At 52.9% G+C, this 22,594-nt stretch carries 19 protein-coding genes; 10 read left to right on the forward strand and 9 right to left on the reverse strand.

What is annotated here, in order from left to right:
* Positions 1–158: 158 nt before the first annotated feature.
* Positions 159–2,771 (forward strand): aminopeptidase N, encoded by a 2,613-nt coding sequence (pepN, locus tag ACKI5T_RS06585; protein WP_407436495.1) that lies wholly within the window; start codon positions 159–161, stop codon positions 2,769–2,771.
* Between the two features lie 89 nt (positions 2,772–2,860).
* Here pepN and ssuB read toward each other — a convergent pair whose 3' ends face one another.
* Genes ssuB through ssuE form a run of 5 tightly spaced genes read right to left on the reverse strand, consistent with a single transcriptional unit; the run spans position 2,861 to position 7,102 of the window.
* Complete coding sequence (ssuB, locus tag ACKI5T_RS06590; RefSeq protein WP_407436497.1) at positions 2,861–3,631, reverse strand: aliphatic sulfonates ABC transporter ATP-binding protein; 771 nt, start codon at positions 3,629–3,631, stop codon at positions 2,861–2,863.
* Positions 3,628–4,419, reverse strand: coding sequence for an aliphatic sulfonate ABC transporter permease SsuC (gene ssuC, locus ACKI5T_RS06595; protein ID WP_407436499.1), 792 nt, complete (start codon positions 4,417–4,419; stop codon positions 3,628–3,630). Before ssuC ends, ssuB begins: the two co-directional genes overlap by 4 nt.
* A 10-nt stretch (positions 4,420–4,429) precedes the next feature.
* Positions 4,430–5,575, reverse strand: a complete 1,146-nt coding sequence (ssuD, locus tag ACKI5T_RS06600; RefSeq protein ID WP_407436501.1) for an FMNH2-dependent alkanesulfonate monooxygenase — start codon at positions 5,573–5,575, stop codon at positions 4,430–4,432.
* Complete coding sequence (locus ACKI5T_RS06605; protein ID WP_407436502.1) at positions 5,572–6,534, reverse strand: sulfonate ABC transporter substrate-binding protein; 963 nt, start codon at positions 6,532–6,534, stop codon at positions 5,572–5,574. Before ACKI5T_RS06605 ends, ssuD begins: the two co-directional genes overlap by 4 nt.
* Positions 6,527–7,102: an NADPH-dependent FMN reductase gene (ssuE, locus tag ACKI5T_RS06610; RefSeq protein WP_407436504.1), complete on the reverse strand. Its 576-nt coding sequence runs from the start codon at positions 7,100–7,102 to the stop codon at positions 6,527–6,529. Before ssuE ends, ACKI5T_RS06605 begins: the two co-directional genes overlap by 8 nt.
* Positions 7,103–7,349: 247 nt before the next feature.
* On the opposite strand from ssuE, the gene pyrD reads away from it, so the two are divergent.
* Together pyrD and zapC are read left to right on the forward strand one after the other, a co-directional pair.
* A complete protein-coding gene (gene pyrD / locus ACKI5T_RS06615) occupies positions 7,350–8,360 on the forward strand; it encodes a quinone-dependent dihydroorotate dehydrogenase (protein WP_202712710.1) in 1,011 nt (336 codons plus the stop codon).
* Between the two features lie 165 nt (positions 8,361–8,525).
* Positions 8,526–9,068, forward strand: a complete 543-nt coding sequence (gene zapC, locus ACKI5T_RS06620) for a cell division protein ZapC (protein WP_407436506.1) — start codon at positions 8,526–8,528, stop codon at positions 9,066–9,068.
* On the opposite strand, the gene ACKI5T_RS06625 is transcribed toward zapC, so the two are convergent.
* Positions 9,065–10,180: a YcbX family protein gene (locus ACKI5T_RS06625; RefSeq protein ID WP_407436508.1), complete on the reverse strand. Its 1,116-nt coding sequence runs from the start codon at positions 10,178–10,180 to the stop codon at positions 9,065–9,067. The genes zapC and ACKI5T_RS06625 overlap by 4 nt on opposite strands.
* Before the next feature lie 178 nt (positions 10,181–10,358).
* On the opposite strand from ACKI5T_RS06625, the gene rlmKL reads away from it, so the two are divergent.
* From rlmKL to rmf, 6 genes are all read left to right on the forward strand, one after another.
* Positions 10,359–12,467: a bifunctional 23S rRNA (guanine(2069)-N(7))-methyltransferase RlmK/23S rRNA (guanine(2445)-N(2))-methyltransferase RlmL gene (gene rlmKL, locus ACKI5T_RS06630; protein WP_012016857.1), complete on the forward strand. Its 2,109-nt coding sequence runs from the start codon at positions 10,359–10,361 to the stop codon at positions 12,465–12,467.
* 12 nt (positions 12,468–12,479) lie between these two features.
* Complete coding sequence (locus ACKI5T_RS06635) at positions 12,480–14,387, forward strand: ABC transporter ATP-binding protein (protein WP_407436511.1); 1,908 nt, start codon at positions 12,480–12,482, stop codon at positions 14,385–14,387.
* 13 nt (positions 14,388–14,400) lie between these two features.
* Entirely contained in the window at positions 14,401–15,654 is a 1,254-nt protein-coding gene (pqiA, locus tag ACKI5T_RS06640; RefSeq protein WP_407436513.1) for a membrane integrity-associated transporter subunit PqiA, read from the forward strand.
* A 4-nt stretch (positions 15,655–15,658) separates the two neighbouring features.
* Positions 15,659–17,296 (forward strand): intermembrane transport protein PqiB, encoded by a 1,638-nt coding sequence (pqiB, locus tag ACKI5T_RS06645; protein WP_407436515.1) that lies wholly within the window; start codon positions 15,659–15,661, stop codon positions 17,294–17,296.
* Positions 17,296–17,862, forward strand: a complete 567-nt coding sequence (gene pqiC / locus ACKI5T_RS06650) for a membrane integrity-associated transporter subunit PqiC (protein WP_407436517.1) — start codon at positions 17,296–17,298, stop codon at positions 17,860–17,862. The genes pqiB and pqiC overlap by 1 nt, the downstream gene beginning before the upstream one ends.
* A gap of 253 nt (positions 17,863–18,115) precedes the next feature.
* Positions 18,116–18,283 (forward strand): ribosome modulation factor, encoded by a 168-nt coding sequence (gene rmf, locus ACKI5T_RS06655; RefSeq protein WP_012016862.1) that lies wholly within the window; start codon positions 18,116–18,118, stop codon positions 18,281–18,283.
* 70 nt (positions 18,284–18,353) lie between these two features.
* On the opposite strand, the gene fabA is transcribed toward rmf, so the two are convergent.
* The gene (fabA, locus tag ACKI5T_RS06660; protein WP_012016863.1) at positions 18,354–18,872 is read right to left on the reverse strand and encodes a bifunctional 3-hydroxydecanoyl-ACP dehydratase/trans-2-decenoyl-ACP isomerase; all 519 of its coding nucleotides are present in this window, start codon (positions 18,870–18,872) and stop codon (positions 18,354–18,356) included.
* 68 nt (positions 18,873–18,940) lie between these two features.
* A complete protein-coding gene (locus ACKI5T_RS06665; RefSeq protein ID WP_407436520.1) occupies positions 18,941–20,701 on the reverse strand; it encodes an AAA family ATPase in 1,761 nt (586 codons plus the stop codon).
* A gap of 186 nt (positions 20,702–20,887) precedes the next feature.
* Between ACKI5T_RS06665 and matP the strand changes: the two genes are divergently transcribed.
* Entirely contained in the window at positions 20,888–21,343 is a 456-nt protein-coding gene (gene matP / locus ACKI5T_RS06670) for a macrodomain Ter protein MatP (protein WP_407436522.1), read from the forward strand.
* A 61-nt stretch (positions 21,344–21,404) separates the two neighbouring features.
* On the opposite strand, the gene ompA is transcribed toward matP, so the two are convergent.
* The gene (ompA, locus tag ACKI5T_RS06675; protein ID WP_012016866.1) at positions 21,405–22,460 is read right to left on the reverse strand and encodes a porin OmpA; all 1,056 of its coding nucleotides are present in this window, start codon (positions 22,458–22,460) and stop codon (positions 21,405–21,407) included.
* Positions 22,461–22,594: the final 134 nt, after the last annotated feature.

Consider the following 22,594-nt stretch of genomic DNA (forward strand, 5'->3'; position numbering starts at 1 on the left):
TAAGCCATCGTTATGGTCGAGGGCATTTCGTGCCCCGTGTTATACAAATGTAGCAAAAAAGGGTTTTGTTGCTGAAAAGATGAAGATTCTGCGTAGCGCGTTTTGCGCAACAGGAATAGACTGACTCGTTATTCGACAAACGATGTATAAGGTTTTCTATGACACAACAGCCACAAGCCAAATACCGCCACGACTACCGTGCGCCGGAATACCTGATTAGCGATATCGATCTGACTTTTGACCTGGATGCCACAAAAACCGTCGTGACGGCCGTAAGCCAGGTGATCCGCCAAAGCGCGACGGCGGTTCCGCTGCGTCTTGATGGTGAAGATCTGACGCTGGTTTCTGTTCATGTTAATGATGAAGTCTGGTCTGACTATAAAGAAGAAGAGAACCAGCTGGTCCTTAACAATCTGCCAGAGCGTTTCTCGCTGCGCATCGTGACCGAAATTAGTCCGGCAGCAAATACTGCGCTGGAAGGCTTGTATCAGTCGGGCGAAGCACTTTGCACCCAGTGTGAGGCCGAAGGCTTCCGCCATATTACCTGGTATCTGGATCGCCCGGATGTGCTTGCGCGCTTCACCACCAAAATTATTGCCGATAAAACAAAATATCCGTATCTGCTCTCTAACGGTAACCGTATCGGGCAGGGTGAGCTGGAAAATGGCCGTCACTGGACCCAGTGGCAGGACCCGTTCCCAAAACCGTGTTACCTGTTTGCACTGGTGGCCGGTGATTTCGATGTGCTGCGCGATACCTACAAAACGCGCTCTGGCCGCGATGTCGCGCTGGAGCTGTTTGTCGATCGCGGTAATCTGGATCGTGCGCCGTGGGCAATGACCTCACTGATCAATTCAATGAAGTGGGACGAAGAGCGCTTTGGCCTCGAATACGATCTCGACATCTATATGATCGTGGCCGTCGACTTCTTTAATATGGGCGCGATGGAGAACAAAGGTCTTAACGTCTTCAACTCCAAATACGTTCTGGCGCGTACCGACACCGCAACGGATAAAGATTATCTCGATATTGAGCGCGTGATTGGTCATGAATATTTCCACAACTGGACCGGCAACCGCGTCACCTGCCGCGACTGGTTCCAGTTAAGCCTGAAAGAGGGCTTAACAGTTTTCCGCGATCAGGAATTCAGTTCCGATCTGGGGTCACGCGCCGTTAACCGCATCAGTAACGTGCGCACCATGCGTGGCCTGCAGTTTGCCGAAGACGCCAGCCCAATGGCGCACCCGATTCGTCCGGATAAAGTGATCGAAATGAACAACTTCTACACCCTGACGGTGTATGAAAAGGGTTCTGAAATCATTCGTATGATCCATACGTTGCTGGGTGAAGAGAACTTCCAGAAAGGGATGCAGCTTTATTTTGAGCGTCACGACGGCAGCGCAGCCACCTGCGATGACTTCGTGCAGGCCATGGAAGACGCGTCAAACGTTGACCTGTCGCATTTCCGCCGCTGGTACAGCCAGGCCGGGACGCCGATCGTCACCGTGAAAGACGATTACAATCCAGAAACCGAGCAGTACACGCTGACCATCAGCCAGCGCACGCCGCCGACAGCTGAGCAAGAAGAAAAACATCCGCTGCATATTCCGTTCAGTATCGAGCTTTACGATAACGAAGGAAACGTGATCCCGCTGCAAAAAGGCGGTCATCCGGTGCATCACGTTCTGAACGTCACCCAGGCCGAGCAGACGTTTATCTTTGATAACGTCTACTTCCAGCCCGTTCCGGCACTGCTGTGCGAATTCTCTGCACCGGTAAAACTGGAATACAAATGGAGCGACCAGCAGCTGACGTTCCTGATGCGTCATGCGCGCAACGATTTCTCTCGCTGGGATGCGGCACAAAGCCTGCTGGCGACCTATATCAAGCTGAACGTGAATCGTCATCAGCAGGGCCAGCCGCTGTCGTTGCCGGTCCACGTTGCCGATGCGTTCCGCGCTATTTTGCTTGATGAACATATCGATCCGGCGCTGGCCGCAGAAATTCTGACGCTGCCTTCAGCGAATGAAATCGCTGAGCTGTTCGATATCATCGATCCGATTGCCATTACCGCTGTGCGTGAAGCGCTGACCAGAACGCTTGCGACTGAGCTGGCGGATGAGTTCCTGGCGATTTACACCGCCAACAGGCTGGATGAATATCGCGTTGAACACGCGGATATCGGCAAACGCTCGCTGCGTAATACCTGTCTGCGCTATCTGGCATTTGGTGACACCGAATTCGCCGATGCGTTAGTCAGCAAGCAGTATCACGACGCCGATAACATGACCGATGCGCTGGCCGCGTTGGGTGCCGCCGTTGCCGCCGAGCTGCCGTGCCGCGACGCGCTGATGCAAGAGTACGATGACAAGTGGCATCAGGACGGTCTGGTGATGGATAAGTGGTTTATTCTGCAATCCACCAGCCCGTCTGCCGATGTGCTGAGCAACGTCCGTAACCTGCTGAAGCACCGCTCCTTTACCATGAGCAATCCAAACCGTGTCCGTTCGCTGATTGGCGCGTTCGCCGGGAGTAATCCGGCGGCGTTCCATGCGGAAGACGGCAGCGGTTATCAGTTTATGGTGGAGATGCTGACTGAGCTCAACAGCCGCAACCCGCAGGTCGCGTCGCGTCTGATTGAGCCGCTGATTCGCCTGAAACGCTACGATGCGAAACGTCAGGAGAAAATGCGAGCAGCGCTGGAGCAGTTGAAAGGGCTGGAGAATTTGTCGGGCGATCTGTTCGAGAAAATCAGCAAAGCGCTGGCCTGATGTTAAAAGGCTCGACGGTACGATAAAAGCAAAACGGCAACCCTGGGTTGCCGTTTTTAATGGTTGGCCTGATTCCGCAGGACAGGGCATCAGGCATTTGCCTGAATGCGCTGTCGTTCTGTTGCTCCCCGCTTCATGACCCGATCCAGCACTTCTGCTTCCAGTTCTGCCAGCCGGACCGATCCCAGACGACGCGGGCGAGCAATATCGACCGTCACGTCCAGCCCGATTTTCCCGTCTTCGATTAACAATACCCGATCGGCCATCGCTACCGCTTCACTCACGTCATGCGTGACCAGCAGCACGGTAAAACCGTGCGCCTGCCACAGGGATTCAATCAAATCCTGCATCTCGATACGCGTCAGGGCATCAAGCGCACCCAGTGGTTCGTCGAGCAGCAGCAAGCCAGGGCGATGAATAAGCGCCCGCGCCAGTGCCACGCGCTGCTTTTGTCCGCCCGAAAGCGCCGCTGGCCATTCGCCTGCGCGATTTTCGAGCCCGACGGATGCCAGCGCTTGCCGCGCAGCGTCTCGCCAGTGGCCTTTTAGCCCTAGCCCGACATTGTCGATAACCGTTTTCCAGGGCAGCAGACGAGCATCCTGGAACATCATGCGCGTATCGTCCTGGAGTTCAGTAAGCGGAGTATTTCCGGCCAGCAGTTCTCCGGCATTTGGTGTTTCAAGCCCGGCAAGCAAGCGCAGCAGCGTACTTTTACCTCCGCCGCTGCGCCCGACCACAGCAACAAATTGGCCGGCGGGAATATGCAGATCCAGCGCGTTCAGAATCGTGTTCTCGCCGTAGCGTCTCGTCACGCCGTTGAGCAATAAAGGCGTTCCCTGGGTTAAGCGAGCCGTGTTCATGCGTTTGCCTCCTTCAAAGAATAGGCCGGATTCCAGCGTAGCCAGCTGCGCTCAAGCCACTGAGCGCTAACGTCAGCGAGTTTGCCAAGCAGGGCATAAAGAATGATGGCAACCACCACCACGTCAGTTTGCAGAAATTCACGGGCGTTCATCGCCAGGTAACCAATACCGGAATTGGCGGAGATGGTTTCCGCAACGATCAGCGTCAGCCACATCAGGCCGAGCGCGAAACGTATACCCACCATAATCGACGGCAGGGCACCCGGCAGAATCACATGGATGAACAGAGAAAAGCCCGATAAACCGTAGCTGCGCGCCATCTCCACTAATCCCCGGTCAATGTTGCGAATGCCGTGCCAGGTGTTGATATAAATGGGGAACAACGTGCCGAGCGCGACGAGGAAAATCTTGGCGCTCTCATCAATGCCGAACCATAAAATCACCAGCGGGATCAGCGCCAGATGCGGTACGTTACGCAGCATCTGAATCGACGTATCCAGCAAGCGCTCGCCCCAGCGAGACAACCCGCTGATCAGGCCAAGCGTCAGCCCAATCGACCCGCCGATGGAAAACCCAATCGCTGCACGCCAGGAGCTGATCGCCAGGTGCTGCCACAGTTCACCGCTGGCACTGAGTGACCAGAATGCCTCCGCCACGCCCTCCGGGGAGGGCAGAATGCGACTCGACAACCAGCCCACAGACGACGCGATTTGCCAGATAATCACGATGCCAACGGGCAAGAACCACGGCGCCAGACGCAGGAGCCATTTTCGGGATGGATTCGCCATAATGACCTCGTTAGCTCTGTGCCGTTTTGCGGGGAATAAATTCATTCGCCACCGCTTCGCCCTGAACCTGGAGCGGACGCGGCTGCGGGATTTCCGGGATGGCGACATCCAGATGCGGGAACAGCAGTTCTCCGACTTTATACGCCTCTTCCAGATGCGGATAACCGGACAAAATAAAGCTGTCGATCCCCAGATCGGCATATTCGTTGATGCGTGCCGCCACCGTTGGGCCGTCACCCACTAGCGCGGTTCCTGCGCCACCACGCACCAGGCCAACGCCTGCCCACAGGTTCGGGCTGATTTCGAGATTTTCGCGTTTGCCGTTGTGAAGGGAGGCCATCCGGTGCTGGCCCACTGAATCGGTTTTGGCCAGGGCGGCCTGCGCTTTGGCGATAGTGTCATCATCAAGGTGTGAAATCAGACGATCGGCGGCCTGCCAGGCTTCCTGATTCGTCTCACGCACAATGACGTGCAGACGGATGCCGAAACGCACTTTACGGCCATGCGCTGCAGCTTTGGCGCGGACCTGTTCAATTTTCTCTTTCACCTGTTCAGGCGGTTCGCCCCAGGTGAGATACAGATCGACCTGTTCCGCCGCCAGATCCTGTGCAACGTCCGACGATCCGCCAAAATAAAGAGGAGGGCGCGGCTGCTGCACGGGCGGGAAATAAAGTTTCGCATCACGTACGCGAATGTGTTTGCCTTCATAGGTGACGGTGTCGCCCTCAAGCAGACGACGCCAGACGCGGGTGAATTCTGCCGAGGCCTCATAGCGTTCGGTGTGGTCAAGGAAGACGCCGTCTCCCGCGAGTTCCGTTGGGTCGCTGCCGGTGACCAGATTAAACAGCGCACGTCCGTTGGAAAGTCGGTCAAGCGTGGCGGCCTGGCGTGCAGCAACGGTGGGTGAAACTACGCTTGGGCGCAGGGCGACCAAAAACTTCAGGCGCTGCGTGACCGGGATCATGGCCGCAGCCACCAGCCAGGCATCTTCGCAGGAGCGGCCAGTGGGGATCAGCACGCCAGTGAATCCGATTCTGTCTGCGGCTTGCGCGATTTGTTGCAGGTAGCCGTAATCGACCGGACGCGCCCCTTCCTCAGTACCAAGATAATGCCCATCACCGTGGGTCGGTAAAAACCAGAACAGATTCAGACTCATGATTTCGATCCTTCTTTGTCAGCGGGTTGCCAGATACGGTCGCGAATATCGATCTTTTTCGGAAGCAGACGGTTTTCATAAAACAGATCCGCGGTTTGTTGCTGTAATACCACCGTGTGGGCATCAACTGGTTTGATCACGGTGATTGGCCGATGATCCAAATAGCTGGCGATCACCGGTTCCGGCAGGCCCATGGTTTTTGCGAGCAGGGCGATACTCTCCTGACGTTGGCTTTGAGTGAGCGCATCCGCTTCACTAAAGGTATTCAGCACACCTTGAATAAATTCACCGTTCTTTTCGGCATAAGGACGCGCCGCAAGATAGAACGAACCGGTCTGTTTAAGCGTTTCGCCATCTTTCAGAACGCGAACGCCACCCTGCAGCAGAGCCGCAGAATAGTAAGGATCCCAAATGGCCCAGGCATCCACGTTATTTTGCTGGAAAGCGGCGCGCGCATCGGCCGGGCTTAAGTAGATCGGCTGAATATCCTTGAACGTCAGGCCTGCCTGTTGCAGCGCACGGAGCAGCAGGTTGTGCGAACTGGAACCTTTCTGAAACGCAACTTTATGGCCTTTAAGATCCGCTACGGTCTTAATCGGACTGTTTTCAGGCACCAGAATGACTTCGGCTTTAGGCTTAGCGGGTTCGACGCCGACGTAGACCAAATCAGCGCCTGCGGCTTGCGCGAAAATAGGGGGAATATCGCCCGTGCTGCCTAAATCAATGCTGCCCACATTGAGAGCTTCGAGCATTTGCGGGCCAGCCGGGAATTCAATCCACGAAAACTGGGTCTGCGGATAACGTTTTTCCAGCAGCTGATGACTCTTTGCCAGCACCATGCTGATGCTGCCTTTCTGGTAGCCGATACGTAAACTTTCTGGCGCAGAGTTCGCCGCATGAGCCAGAGCGGAGACGGCCAGCAAACCCGCTAGCCCAAGACGAAAGAGGTGCTTAAACATGGGCGACTCCTTTCAGACGGCCAAAGGTCGGGGCTTGAGCATCGCGGCGATGCAATGCCTGCCAGAACGTTTCGAGTGCGCTATCAAGACGCGAATGCAAGTTGGGGGTGAACTGCGGCTTATGCTGATAATCGATAACCTGAGAATCATCCGCGAACACGCCGTGCAGGATCTCCTGGGCTTTTAACGCATTGAGCACCGGCTTGAGGGCATAATCGACGGCCAGCATATGGGCGACGGTGCCGCCGGTTGCCAGCGGAAGGACGACTTTTCCCTCCAGCGCGCGTTCAGGCAGCAGGTCGAGAAGCGTTTTTAGCGCGCCGGAAAACGAGGCTTTGTAAATCGGCGTCGCTACAATCAGACCATCTGCCCCTTTCAGTTGCTCAATCAGCGCCTGAAGCGCCGGACTTTCAAACCGGGCATACAACAAATCTTCAGGCTCAAAGTTATGCAGATTCCAGTGACAGACTTCGACATCCCGCGAATTCAGCTGTTCGCGGGCATATTCCAGCAGGGCACTGGAACGTGAGGGAAAACGCGGACTTCCAGCCAACGTGATGACGCGCATGTATGCTCCTTATAACTATTTGTTTGCTTTTATCTAACATTGATAACAATTTTAAGGAGTGTGACATTCCGGGGTTATTCCACTAAATGATTTTTCTGGAATTAAAAATCCAGAAAGTGCATAAGAAACCGCCAGAAAGGAAAACGATTGCGCAGAAAGACGTTTTTTTGCCTCAGGTCAATTCCCTTTCACGCCGCGATCGCTGATAATCCGTGTCCGGTTTGCACACCGGAATCCAGGAGAGTTCATGTATTACCCCTTCGTACGTAAAGCCCTTTTCCAGCTCGATCCCGAGCGCGCTCATGAATTGACATTCCAGCAGTTACGTCGCATCACAGGCACACCTTTGGAAGCGCTGGTGCGCCAGAAAGTGCAGGAAAAACCTGTTCAATGTATGGGGCTGACATTTAAGAATCCCCTGGGTCTGGCTGCTGGCCTGGACAAGAACGGCGAGTGTATTGATGCGCTGGGCGCGATGGGATTTGGTTCCATCGAGGTCGGCACCGTCACTCCACGTCCACAAGCGGGTAACGACAAACCGCGACTGTTCCGTCTGGTTGAAGCCGAAGGGTTGATCAATCGAATGGGCTTTAATAATCACGGCGTCGATCATCTGATCGAGAACGTAAAAAAAGCGCATTTTGACGGCGTGCTGGGAATTAATATCGGCAAAAATAAAGATACGCCGGTAGAGCAGGGTAAAGATGACTATCTGATTTGTATGGAAAAAGTGTATGCTTATGCGGGTTATATTGCGGTGAATATCTCATCGCCAAATACCCCTGGCTTGCGTACGCTGCAATATGGTGAAGCGCTGGACGATCTGTTATCAGCCATTAAAAATAAACAAAATGAACTGCAGGCAATTCACCATAAATATGTTCCGGTCGCGGTAAAGATCGCACCGGATCTTTCTGTAGAAGAATTGATCCAGGTTGCCGATAGTTTGGTTCGCCATAATATCGATGGTGTTATTGCGACCAATACGACACTCGATCGTTCATTGGTCATCGGAATGAAAAATTCGGATGAAATGGGTGGGCTAAGTGGTCGTCCGGTACAATTAAAAAGCACGGAAATTATTCGCGCATTGTCTGCAGAATTAAAAGGGCGTTTACCGATTATTGGCGTGGGTGGTATCGACTCTGTCATCGCTGCGCGTGAGAAGATGGCTGCGGGTGCGACGCTTGTACAAATCTATTCTGGTTTTATTTTTAAAGGCCCTCAATTGATTAAAGAAATCGTTAATCATATCTAAACTTTTCTCTCTATAAGACAACCAGTGCTTTATTTCCGGCCCTGGTTGTTTTATATTCCGTCATTGTTGCTTATTTAGACATTATGGTCTTTTATTTATTGATGTTATAAGCGAAGCGATAATCAGGACATTTTTAGTACAGGATGTGAGGGACGGGAGAGGAAAATGCGAATTAAACCTGACGATAACTGGCGTTGGTATTTTTGTGAAGAGCACGATCGAATGATGCTCGATTTAGCCAATGGCATGTTATTTCGTTCTCGCTATGCCCGCCGTATGCTGACTCCTGATGCCTTTGCCCCATCGGGCTTTTGTGTTGATGATGCCGCCCTTTATTTCTCGTTTGAAGAGAAGTGCCGCGACTTCGTGCTAACGAAGGAACAGCGTGCCGAACTGGTATTGAACGCGCTGGTGGCTATTCGTTTCCTCAAACCGCAGATGCCGAAAAGCTGGCATTTTCTGGCTCATGGACAGTCGTGGACGCCGGGTACGGGAGATGCAGCTTGCGTACATCTCAGCGATACGTCGGAAGAGGTGAGTTTGCTGGTGGTCGAGCCAGGCGAAAATGCAGCGCTCTGTTTGCTTGCACAGCCCGGCGTGATCATTGCCGGGCGTACGATGCAGCTGGGTGATGCGATTAAAGTCATGAATGACCGACTCAAACCGCAGCTCCGTGTGGATTCATTTAGCCTGGAGCAGGCCGTTTAAAGCTCCAGCTGTAGCGATGTTTTAGGAACACAGCTGCAGCAAAGAATGGTGCCGTCTTCGCCCACCGCTGATTTCTTCAATGCCGTTACTTCACCCTCTATCAATTTGATACGACAGCAACCGCAAATCCCTGCGCGACACGAGTAAGGAACGCGAATGCCGGCTTGCTCCAGTTGCTCGAGCAAGACTTGCTGATTGTTTCCTTTCACCGTTTGCCCTTGCCACTGAAGGGTCACCGCTGTTACGGGTTGCTCTTCCACTTCTGCCGTTTCTTCATCTGCATCTGCGCCCGCTCCGTAAATTCGACCTGGGCCAGTGGAGAGGATTTCGACTTCATCGCCCGCGCGAATAACACCGCTGGAGCGAGGGATCAGGTTCTGACCAAAATCGACATCGCCGTTATCCTGCGCGGTTCGGAATGATTGCAATGTTTTCAGCGGTTCGCCGGAAGGGTGCTTTTGACCTTTCTCCGGGCTGATGGTGGTGAAAATACACCGGCTACAGGGTTTCACAACATCGAAGATAACGCTGCCAATGCGAATCACTTTCCAGGTATCTTCTTCCCACGCTTGCGCACCCGTCACCACCAGATTTGGGCGGAACTGTTCCATTTGCACGCTCGCGGAACAACGATTCTGTAAATCTCGTAGTGAGGCCTCGTTGGTGAGTAGGAAAGGGAAACCGTCGGCAAAGGAAAGTGGAACAGATTCAAAGTGCTGAACGCGGCGCGTCAATTCTGGACCTACCCAACGTAACTGTACCGGACGAGAGAAAAAGCCGCTTAGCCAGCGGTTGATCTCTTCGGGGGCAATACGGGCGGTGAAATGATTGCGCCAGACTTCGGTCGGTGCATCAACCGGCAAGAAATCATTGAAGCGCACAATGACGCTGGAACCGTCTGGCGCCGTGAGATGTAAACCGTCATGCAGCGGCGCGGGAATGAACCGCACCATTTGCGGAAACTGGCGCGCAGTGATGAACGTTCCGTCAGGCTCTGTGACCATAAAAATGCGATCGAAGGCAAAACCGCTGACGTCTGCGAGTGCATGCGTCAGGCCAATGCCGCGCATTGATTTGACTGGATGGATGAAAAGCCTGGATAACGTCGCCACTGCACACTCCCTTCAATAAAATAAGCCTTCAACTTTATGACATATCACCCGGATTATCTATATACACTTTATTCGCTGCAGCGCCGTTTTGTTGGCTTGACCACCATGCTGGCGCGAGGCAAATCGAATGAATTTGTGTATAATGCGCAACAATTTTCTATGAGTAATAAGTGACGATATGAATTCTCTGTTTGCCAGTACGGCCCGTGGGCTGGAAGAGCTGTTAAAAACTGAACTGGAAAGCCTTGGCGCACGCGAGTGTCAGGTCGTTCAGGGTGGTGTCCATTTTGAGGGCGACACGCGGCTTATTTACCAGAGCCTGATGTGGAGCCGTCTGGCGTCGCGCATCATGCTGCCTTTGGGTGCGTGCAAAGTCTACAGCGATCTTGACCTGTATCTCGGCGTGCAGGCGACTGACTGGACAGAGATTTTTGCTCCAGGCGCGACCTTTGCTGTGCATTTTAGCGGACTGAACGACGAAATCCGCAACAGCCAGTACGGTGCGCTGAAAGTGAAAGATGCGATTGTGGATAGCTTCACGCGCAAAAATCTTGAACGCCCGAACGTGGATCGCGAAAACCCGGATCTGCGTATTAATGTGTGGCTGAACAAAGAGACTGCACACATTTCGCTGGATCTGTGTGGGGAAGGCTTGCATCAGCGCGGTTACCGCGATCGTGCGGGTATCGCGCCGATTAAAGAAAACCTGGCGGCCGCGATTGTTATGCGTTCTGGCTGGCAGCCGGGCACACCACTGCTGGATCCGATGTGCGGCTCCGGTACGTTGCTGATTGAAGCGGCGATGATGGCAACCGATCGCGCGCCTGGCCTGCACCGCGGGCAGTGGGGCTTTAACGGTTGGGCGCAGCACGACGACGCTATCTGGAAAGAAGTCAAAGCCGAAGCGCAGGTCCGCGCGCGCAAAGGCCTGGCTGATTACGGTTCACGTTTCTACGGCTCAGACAGCGACGCGCGCGTGATTGAACGCGCAGCCAGCAACGCCCGTCGTGCTGGCATTGGTGAACTGATCTCGTTTGAAGTGAAAGATGTTGCACAACTGACCAACCCGCTGCCAAAAGGCCCGTACGGAACGGTTATCAGCAACCCACCGTATGGCGAGCGTCTCGATAGCGAACCGGCGCTGATTGCGCTGCACAGCCTGCTGGGCCGCTCAATGAAAGATTATTTCGGCGGCTGGAATCTTTCGCTGTTCAGCGGTTCTCCGGAACTGCTGAGCTGCCTGCAACTGCGTGCGGAGCGTCAGTTTAAAGCCAAAAACGGCCCGCTGGATTGCGTACAGAAAAACTATCACCTCACGGAGAAAGAGGGCGACAGCAAACCTTCAACCGTGGCAGAAGACTACGCGAACCGTCTGCGTAAGAATCTGAAGAAATTCGAAAAATGGGCGAAGCAGGAAGGGATCGAATGCTATCGCCTGTACGATGCCGATTTGCCTGAGTACAACGTGGCGGTAGATCGCTACGCTGACTGGATCGTGGTGCAGGAATATGCTGCGCCGAAGACGATTGATGCGCAGAAAGCACGCCAGCGCCTGCTGGATATTATTGCCGCTACCATTGGTGTTCTGGGGATCGCACCTAACAAACTGGTGCTCAAAACCCGTGAGCGTCAAAAAGGGACCAATCAGTACCAAAAGATGAGCGATAAAGGCGACTTTATCGAAGTGGGCGAATATAACGCTCGCCTGTGGGTGAACCTCACTGATTATCTGGATACCGGTCTGTTCCTGGATCACCGCATCGCCCGTCGTATGCTGGGCCAGATGAGCAAGGGTAAAGACTTCCTCAACCTGTTTGCCTATACCGGCAGCGCGAGCGTGCACGCTGGTTTGGGTGGCGCGCGCAGCACGACAACGATGGATATGTCACGAACCTATCTTGAATGGGCGGAGCGCAACTTGCGCCTCAACGGCCTGACCGGGCGTCAGCATCGTCTGCTGCAAGCCGATGTGCTGGGCTGGTTGCGTGATACCGACGAGCAGTTCGACCTGATCTTTATCGATCCGCCGACCTTCTCTAACTCCAAGCGTATGGAAGATACGTTTGACGTTCAGCGCGACCACATCCGTCTGATGTCCGACCTGAAACGTCTGCTGCGCAAAGGCGGCACCATCATGTTCTCAAATAACAAACGCGGCTTCCGTATGGACAACGACGGGCTGGCAGCGCTGGGACTGAAAGCACAAGAAATTAGCCAAAAAACACTGTCTCAAGACTTTGCCCGTAACCGTCAAATTCACAACTGCTGGTTGATTACCGCGGTCTGAAAGGAAATATAAATGTCATTAATTAGTATGCACGGCGCCTGGCTGTCTTTTAGCGATGCGCCCCTTCTCGATGATACAGAACTGCACATCGAAGATAACGAACGCGTCTGTCTGGTTGGCCGTAACGGCGCAGGCAAGTCTACGCTGATGAAAATTCTGAACCGCGAACAGGGTCTGGATGACGGACGTATTGTCTACGAACAAGATCTGATTGTTTCGCGTTTGCAGCAAGATCCACCGCGCAACGTGGCGGGCACTGTTTATGATTTTGTTGCCGAGGGCATCTCAGAACAGGCCGAATACCTGAAGGGCTATCACGAGATCTCTCATCTGGTGATGACCGATCCGAGTGAAAAAAACCTTAACGAAATGGCGCGTCTGCAGGATCTGCTTGATCACCACGGTTTGTGGCAGCTCGAAAGTCGCATCACTGAAGTTCTGGATCAGTTAGGTCTGGAAGCGGACATGGAGCTCGCGTCGCTTTCTGGCGGCTGGCTGCGTAAAGCGGCGCTCGGGCGTGCGCTGGTCAGCGGCCCGAAAGTGCTGCTGCTTGATGAGCCAACCAACCACCTGGATATTGAAGCGATTGACTGGCTGGAAGGGTTCCTGAAAACCTTCAATGGCACCATTATCTTCATTTCGCATGACCGCTCGTTTATTCGCAATATGGCGACGCGCATTGTCGATTTGGACCGCGGCAAGCTGGTGACATATCCAGGAAGTTACGACACGTATCTGCTGGAAAAAGAAGAAAATCTGCGCGTCGAAGAGCTACAGAACGCCGAGTTTGATCGCAAACTGGCGCAGGAAGAAGTCTGGATTCGTCAGGGCATCAAAGCCCGTCGTACCCGTAACGAAGGCCGCGTGCGCGCACTGAAAGCGATGCGTAACGAACGTAGCGAGCGCCGCGAAGTGATGGGCACGGCGAAAATGCAGGTCGAAGAAGCGTCACGATCCGGCAAAATCGTCTTCGAAATGGAAAATGTTAATTACCAGGTTGATGGCAAAGTTCTGGTGAATGACTTCTCCGCGCAGGTTCAGCGTGGCGATAAAATCGCGCTGATTGGCCCGAACGGCTGCGGTAAAACAACGTTGCTGAAATTGATGCTGAGCCAGTTGCAAGCTGACAGCGGACGTGTACATTGCGGAACCAAGCTGGAAGTGGCGTATTTCGATCAGCACCGTGCGGAGCTGGATCCCGACAGAACCGTGATGGACAACCTGGCTGAAGGTAAGCAGGAAGTGATGGTGAACGGCAAACCCCGTCACGTTCTGGGGTATCTGCAGGACTTCTTGTTCCATCCTAAACGTGCGATGACGCCGGTGCGCGCGTTGTCAGGTGGAGAGCGTAACCGACTTCTGCTGGCGCGTCTGTTCCTGAAACCAAGTAACCTGTTGATCCTCGATGAGCCGACAAACGACCTGGATGTTGAAACGCTGGAGTTGCTCGAAGAGCTGATCGACGGCTATCAGGGTACCGTTATGCTGGTGAGCCACGATCGTCAGTTTGTTGATAACACCGTGACCGAGTGCTGGATTTTCGAAGGTGAAGGGCACATTGGTCGTTATGTCGGCGGTTATCACGATGCGCGTGGGCAGCAGTCGCAGTCGCGGACGATAAAACAAGCAAAAGCTAATATTGGATCGGAAAGCGCTGTCGCGAAAACCGAAACTGTCAAAAAATCGACGGCCAAAATGAGCTATAACCTGCAGCGTGAGCTCGACGTTTTGCCGCAGCGACTCGAAGAGCTGGAAGGTAATCTGGAAACTCTGCAGGCTCTGGTTGCTGATGCATCCTTCTTTAGCCAACCGCACGACTATACTCAGAAAATATTGGCAGATCTTTCCCAGGCTGAAAAGGCGCTGGAGGAAGCATTCGAGCGCTGGGAGTACCTTGAGGCTCTGAAAAACGGCGCATAACCAGGGATAAACTATGTGTGATCAGCACCATGCCGACCGGCATATTTTATGCTCGCAATGCGATATGCTCGTGGCGCTGCCTGAGATGGGTCGCGGACATAAGGCGGCATGCCCACGCTGTGGGGCAACGCTGACAACGGAGTGGGACGCACCAAGGCAGCGTCCCACTGCTTACGCACTTGCTGCGTTGTTTATGCTTTTACTCTCGAACCTTTTTCCTTTCATTTATATGAAAGTCGGTGGTATGACCAGTGAAGTGGATTTGCTGGAAATACCCGGCGTGATGTTTTCGGAAGATTACGCCAGTCTCGGCACCTTCTTCCTTCTGTTTGTTCAAATTGTGCCCGCGTTTTGCCTTACCGTAATTTTGCTGCTGGTCAATCGCGTGCGGATGCCGATAAAGCTCAAAATCACACTTGCCAGAATCCTGTTCCAGCTCAAAAGCTGGGGAATGGCGGAGATTTTCCTCGCCGGTATTCTGGTGAGCTTCGTCAAGCTAATGGCTTATGGTGACGTGGGGATCGGCAGCAGTTTTATTCCCTGGTGTCTTTACTGCGTACTGCAGCTTCGGGCTTTTCAGTGTGTTGACCGCCGCTGGGCCTGGGATGATATCGCACCCGCGCCCACGTTAGCGCAAACAGTGAAAGTGGGTGTTCCCGGTATTCGTCAGGGATTACGCTCATGTTCATGCTGTACTGCGGTGCTGCCAGTCGATCTTGAAGAATGTCCCCGCTGCGGAACCAAAGGGCATGCCCGACGTAAAAATAGCGTTCAGTGGACGTTAGCGCTGCTGGTGACGTCTATCATGCTTTATCTGCCCGCCAATATTTTGCCCATAATGATTACAGATTTGCTGGGCGACAAAATGCCGTCGACTATCCTCGCTGGTGTCGTGTTGCTGTGGGGGGAAGGATCGTATCCCGTGGCGATGGTGATTTTTATCGCCAGTATCATGGTGCCGACGTTGAAAATGATCGCGATCGCGTGGCTGTGTTGGGATGCCAACGGCCACGGTAAACGCGACAGTGAACGCATGCATTTGATTTACGAAGTTGTCGAGTTTGTGGGCCGCTGGTCAATGATCGACGTGTTTGTGATTGCCGTTCTCTCTGCGCTGGTGCGCATGGGTGGACTGATGAGTATTTATCCCGCTATGGGTGCGCTGATGTTTGCGTTGGTTGTTGTGATGACGATGTTTGCGGCCATGACCTTCGACCCTCGTTTATCGTGGGATCGTGAGCCAGAGTCAAGCCATGAGGAAGAGTGAGAGCATGGAAAATAAGAGTGGAGAGGCGAAAGTTCAGAAGGTCAAAAACTGGTCGCCAGTGTGGATCTTCCCCATCGTGACGGCGCTGATCGGGGCCTGGATCCTGTTTTATCATTACAGTCATCAGGGGCCAGAAGTGACGCTTATCACCACCAACGCTGAAGGCATTGAGGGCGGGAAAACCACCATCAAGAGCCGTAGCGTAGATGTGGGCGTCGTGGAGAGCGCAACGCTGACTGACGATTTAACGCATGTTGAAATCAAGGCTCGCCTGAACGCCGGCATGGAAAAGCTGCTGCACAGCGATTCCGTATTCTGGGTGGTTAAACCGCAGGTTGGCCGTGAAGGGATTAGCGGTCTGGGAACGTTACTGTCGGGGGCATTTATTGAGCTGCAACCGGGATCGAAAGGAAACCAGCCAGGCCGGTATGATTTGCTTGATGCACCGCCGCTGGCTCCGCCTGATGCGAAAGGTATCCGGGTGATTCTGGACAGTAGAAAAGCGGGGCAGCTAAGCCCTGGCGATCCGGTATTGTTCCGCGGATACCGTGTGGGTTCAGTCGAAACCAGTACATTCGATCCGCAAAAACGTACCATCAGCTATCAGCTATTTATTAACGCGCCAAACGATCGACTGGTGACCAGCAATGTTCGTTTCTGGAAAGACAGCGGTATTGCGGTGGATCTGACGTCGGCGGGGATGCGTGTCGAAATGGGCTCGTTAACCACGCTGTTCGGTGGTGGTGTGAGTTTTGATGTTCCGGAAGGCATGGAGCTTGGTCAGCCGGTAGCGGCAAAAACGCCGTTCAGACTCTTTGACGATCAGAAAAGCATTCAGGATGCGCTTTATACCGATCATATTGATTACCTGATGTTCTTCAAAGATTCCGTTCGCGGTTTGCAGCCTGGCGCACCGGTCGAATTCCGTGGCATCCGTCTGGGTACCGTCGGCCAGGTCCCGTATTTCGTTCCTGGTCTGCGCCAGTCACTGGATGATGATTATCGCATTCCCGTGCTGATTCGTATCGAACCGGAGCGTTTACTGAATCAAATAGGCGAAGCGAAAGATATCAGTGGGCATATTAATGACCTCATGAACCGTGGTCTGCGCGGCTCGCTGAAAACCGGTAACCTGGTCACGGGCGCGCTGTACGTTGATATGGACTTCTATCCGAAAGCGCCTGCTATGACGGGTGTGCGCGAGTTTGGTGGTTACAAGATTATCCCGACGGTGAGCAGTGGTCTGGCACAAATCCAGCAACGCCTGATGGAAACGCTTGATAAGATTAATAATCTGCCGCTAAATCCGATGCTTGAGCAAGCGACAAACAGCCTGACTGAAAGCCAGGCGACGATGCGTCGTTTGCAAACCACGCTGGATAATATCAATAAGATTACCGCGAATCAGTCGATGCAACAGCTTCCACAGGACATGCAGAAAACGTTGCGCGAGCTTAATCGCAGTATGCAGGGCTTCCAGCCTGGCTCAGCGGCTTACAATAAAATGGTGGCGGACATGCAGCGCCTGGATCAGGTCTTACGTGAACTGCAGCCTGTATTGAAAACGCTGAATGAGAAGAGTAACGCGCTGGTATTTGAAGCGAAGGACAAGAAAGATCCTGAGCCGAAGAGGGCAAAATAATGAAAAAGTGGCTATTCATCGTTGGCGTCATGGTTTTAACGGCCTGTAGCTCAGGAAGTGATAATAAAAGTTACTACCAGCTGCCACTCGCCGCGCAAACGGGCGGGCAAACAAGTACTTCTCAGGGCAACCGTCTGCTATGGGTTGAGCAAGTGGTGATCCCTGATTCACTCGCTGGCAACGGCGTGGTGTATCAGACCAGCGACGTACAATACGTGATTGCGAATAACAATTTATGGGCGAGCCCGTTGGATCAGCAGCTACGCAATACGCTGGTGGCGAATCTGAACAGTCAGTTGCCGGGTTGGATAGTAGCTTCGCAGCCGCTGGGTAGCGATCAGGATACGCTCAACGTCACCGTAACGGGCTTCCATGGACGTTATGATGGAAAGGTTATCATTAGCGGAGAATGGCTTCTGAATCACCAGGGGCAGCTGATTAAGCGTCCGTTCTATCTTGAGCTGAAACAGCAGCAAGACGGATACGACGAGATGGTTAAGATGCTGGCGCAAGGTTGGGCCCAGGAGTCGGCGAGTATAGCGAAAGAAATTTCTCGCCTGCCATAAGTAAAATTCATAACCTGAAGCCGCAATTCGCGTTTCGCTGATTGCGGTTTTTTTTCGTTTTCATTTCAGGCTGATACTTGTGCGGCGTCACAATTTTTGTACAAATGATATTCCATGTAGCTCACAAATATGACACTGGCGTGAATTTTGCGCATTGACGCAGGGAGGGATTCAGGTTATTCGTTTACTGTGCTTGCGTACTTTGCAGACACTGTTTTCTTTCCACCAGACCAAAGAATGAGGGAAACGAGGCATGAAGAGACAGAAACGAGATCGCCTGGAACGGGCGCACCAACGTGGATACCAGGCTGGCATCGCCGGACGCTCAAAAGAAATGTGTCCTTACCAAACGTTAAATCAACGTTCTTACTGGTTAGGGGGCTGGCGAGAAGCCATTGGGGATAGGGTTCTACTTGCGTGACACGTCTCTTTAGAAACAGAAACCTCCGCATCGCGGAGGTTTCGCCTTTATGCTCTTGTCAGAGCAGCAATCAGAACGCAGAAGTATCCTGGAACAGGCCGACTTTCAGATCGTTTGCGGTATAAATCACGCGACCATCTACCAGCACTTCACCATCCGCCAGACCCATCACCAGACGACGGTTCACAATGCGCTTGAAGTGGATACGGTAGGTGACTTTTTTCGCAGAAGGCAGAACCTGACCGGTGAATTTCACCTCGCCCACGCCCAGTGCGCGGCCTTTGCCTTCGCCACCCAGCCAGCCCAGATAAAAACCAACCAACTGCCACATTGCATCCAGGCCTAAACAGCCAGGCATGACCGGATCGCCGATAAAGTGGCAACCGAAGAACCACAGTTCTGGGTTGATATCGAGTTCCGCTTCAACGTAACCCTTATCAAAGTTGCCGCCGGTTTCGGTCATTTTCACGACACGGTCCATCATCAGCATGCTTGGAGCAGGTAACTGCGGGCCTTTAGCACCAAACAGTTCACCACGACCAGAGGCAAGAAGATCTTCTTTTGTATAGGATTCGCGTTTATCTACCATGTTCTCAGTAAGCCTTATTTTAGTGAAGCACGCAGGATAGCTAACACGTGTACGCTGAACAAGTCCGATCAGTTGGGACTAAACCAGCTCAACCAGCGTAACGGCCATGGATAACGATGACGAGCATCCTGTTGCATTGCCTGAGCAATACGTTCCTGGATAGCCTGCATCAGCGTTGTTTGACCTTCTGCATCCCAGACCAGATTAGTCAGTAAGGGTAGCGCATCTGTAATATCGTCGATGGCCCAGATAGAAAATTGTCCTGCCTCTACTGCGTCAAGTACGCCCTGACTCAGACTCAGATGGCGAGCATTTGGCGCAGGGATAATGACTCCTTGCTTGCCGCTAAACTCACGTTGCTGGCAAATATTGAAGAAACCTTCAATTTTCTCGTTCAACCCGCCGACGGGTTGAGCGCGGCCAAACTGATCGACTGAACCGGTGATAGCGATGCTCTGGTTTATCGGGACATCGGCAAGGGCACTGATTAACGCACACAGCTCAGCCATCGAAGCACTGTCCCCGTCGACTTCGCCGTAGGACTGCTCAAACGTCAGTGAGGCGGAGAAGGGGATTTGCTGTTCAAGTTGAAGCTCTGACATCAGAAACGCTTGCATAATCATCATGCCCTTAGCGTGAATATTCCCGCCTAGCTCAGCTTTACGTTCGACGTCAGTAAACTCACCATCCCCAATGTGTACGACGCAACTGATGCGCGAGGGTTCGCCAAAGGCACGCGGATGTCCTGGAAACTCAACGACTGACAACGCGTTAATCTGACCCACACGTTCGCCTTCGGTTTCGACCAGGATTTGCTCAAACAGGATTTCATCCTGCATACGATCGGCAAGATAACCTTCTCGCCATTCACGCTGCGCCAGCATCTGCGAGAACTGCTCGCCCGTAAACGATTCTTGCCCACAGATAACGCCCACTTCGCGTAATTGCTTTCCAATCCACAGAGGGCAGAGCGGGAGCGTTTCCTGGTCACCCGTGTAGCGCGTGGCCTCACGAATTAAACTCGGCCATGCATCTTCCGCTGGTATTGGCAATTCGTAACGCTCAGCCATGGCCATCACCCACTGACCCCATTGCGACATATCGTCGGCATCGGCAATCTGGACGTTATCTTCAAATTCGGAATAGACAGCTTGTTCGGCTAATTCCGGCTCCATTTCCTGGAAATCAGCCAGCGACTCGCGATCGCCAGTCAAAATCACTTTTAACGAAACGGGCATCGAAGGCACGGAAACAGGCAATGGGCGCGATTCGTCATAGGAGAGCCAGTCGAAACGCTGGTGAGTCACTATTGTCTTCAGACGCATCCACAGCAGCGGTTGCGCCATAAGCGTGCGCAGCGAGATAATCAGGACACCACCGTTGGCTTTATGCACCAGCCCCGGTTGTAAGCTCAAATCGCCGTTAAAATGACGCAGGCAGCCAAACAGTTGTTCAGCTTCAGCCCACTCGGCCGTTATGACTTCGCCCGTAGCGGCGAAGTTATCTTCAGCGTGTGCGGCTGGCTCGAAAGTAACATCATGTCCCGCGATACGGTATTGGCCACCATATACAGTGCTTTCTTCAGGCCGTAACTCACGGGTAGCGTCGGCAATCAGCGCCAAATACTCAGCTTCTTCAGGAGCCTTCAGCAGCATGAAAGGGGAGGTTGTCCATGGACTCAACACCTGCTCAAGCGCGTAGTGCAAACGCGGTTGCGTATCGCTAAGTATGAAGTCGTGCTCTTTTGCGAGGTTTGGCTGTGTAAATAGCGCCTGATGGCTTTCGGTATCAGGAACTAAATCACGCCATGCTAGTTTCGTAATGGTCAAAGTTGATGTTTTTTAGTTAGATGTAAAACCGTGGAGTATACCGTAAGCATCGGTCTCTGCCCAACCGGGATTAGGTAAATCAGGCAGCGAAAGCGGCGTAACAGCTCACAGGATATGATTTCTTTTCAGCAGATTGTCAAAAAACTGATATTCTGAACAGAGTTACGAGGTAACACTGAGATCGCAATGAAATATCAACAACTGGAAAATCTCGAAAGCGGCTGGAAATGGAAGTACCTGGTCAAAAAGCACCGTGAAGGGGAGCTGATCACCTGCTACATCGAAGCCAGTGCTGCAAAAGAAGCGGTGGATTTATTACTGACACTCGAAAACGAACCGGTGCATGTAAATAGCTGGATAGAGAAGCATATCAATCCAGCGTTACTGAACCGTATGAAACAGACCATCCGCGCTCGCCGCAAACGGCACTTTAACGCTGAGCATCAGCACACTCGCAAGAAATCAATCGATCTTGAGTTCATGGTCTGGCAACGATTAGCGGGGCTTGCTCAACGGCGGGGTAAAACGCTTTCTGAAACGGTCGTACAGTTGATTGAAGATGCGGAGCATAAAGAGAAATATGCCAACCAGATGTCTACGCTGAAAAACGATCTTCAGGCGCTGCTTGGAAAAAAAGAGTGAATCACGTTTCTTCAGATAATAAAAAACCCCGCATGGCGGGGTTTTTTTATAAGACGATAACTTATGCCGCAGGCTGAGTTACAACGTCTTTGATACCTTTAACTTCGATCTCTACGCGACGATCTGGTGCCAGGCAGTCGATCAGTGCAGCGCGAGGTTTCACGTTGTCACAGGTAGCGCCAGTCACTGGGTTGGATTCGCCCATACCACGTGGAGAGATCTTGTTAGCTGGGATACCTTTAGACACGAGGTAATCAACTACAGACTGTGCACGTTTCTCGGACAGACCCTGGTTGTAAGCGTCAGAACCGATACGGTCGGTGTAACCCAGAACCACTACTGAACCGTCTTTAGGATCCAGATTGCTCAGCTGAGTGTACAGCTGATCCAGTGCCTGCTGACCTTCTGGTTTCAGAGTCGCTTTGTTGAAGTTGAACAGAACGTCAGACTTCAGAGTGAAGTGCTTGGTCTGTACTTCTGGAGCTGGTGCCGGAGCTGGAGCAACGATTGGCGCTGCTTCTTCCTGCTGGCCGAAACGGTAGGAAACACCTACGCTCAGCATGCCGTTGTCTGGACGAACACCAACGGTGTTGCCGTCGCCGATGTTGTTAACCCACTGGTATTCCAGACGGGTAGCGATATCGCGGGTCATTGCCCACTCTACGCCACCAGCGAATACTGGAGATACGCCAGTGTCATGGTCGTCGCCAGCAATGCTATTGCTGGAGTCAGCGCGCCATACCATGCCGCCCAGACGGGTGTACACGTCCAGATCGTCAGTTACTGGGTAACCCAGTTTAGCGGTCAGCTGTACGCCTTGAGCTTTGAATGCGCCGTTAACGTTGTCGCCTTTGTAAGGCATACGACCTAACCAGTCGTAACCCATTTCAAAACCAACATACGGGTTAACCTGATAGCCACCAAACGCACCTGCACCGAGCTGGCTTTCGTGAGTTGGGCCATCGTTGTTCAGGGAGCTGTTGTACCAGCCAGTGTCGTGGAACTGAGACCAGCCCAGTTTGCCACCTGCATACCAGGTATTATCTTTCGGAGCGGCCTGCGCTACGGTAGCGAAGCCAGCCAGTGCCACTGCAATCGCGATAGCTGTCTTTTTCATTTTTTGCGCCTCGTTATCATCCAAAAATCGCCATGAAGATCTCGTCGAGAAATCACGGTTAAATCCTTCACCGGGGGGCGAGCTCAAACTAGTAACTCTACCGATATCTTCGGCTTAGACCGAGCACCCCTGGC

The sequence above is a fragment of the Lelliottia sp. genome, assembly GCF_045627565.1.
Taxonomy (GTDB): Bacteria; Pseudomonadota; Gammaproteobacteria; order Enterobacterales; family Enterobacteriaceae; genus Enterobacter.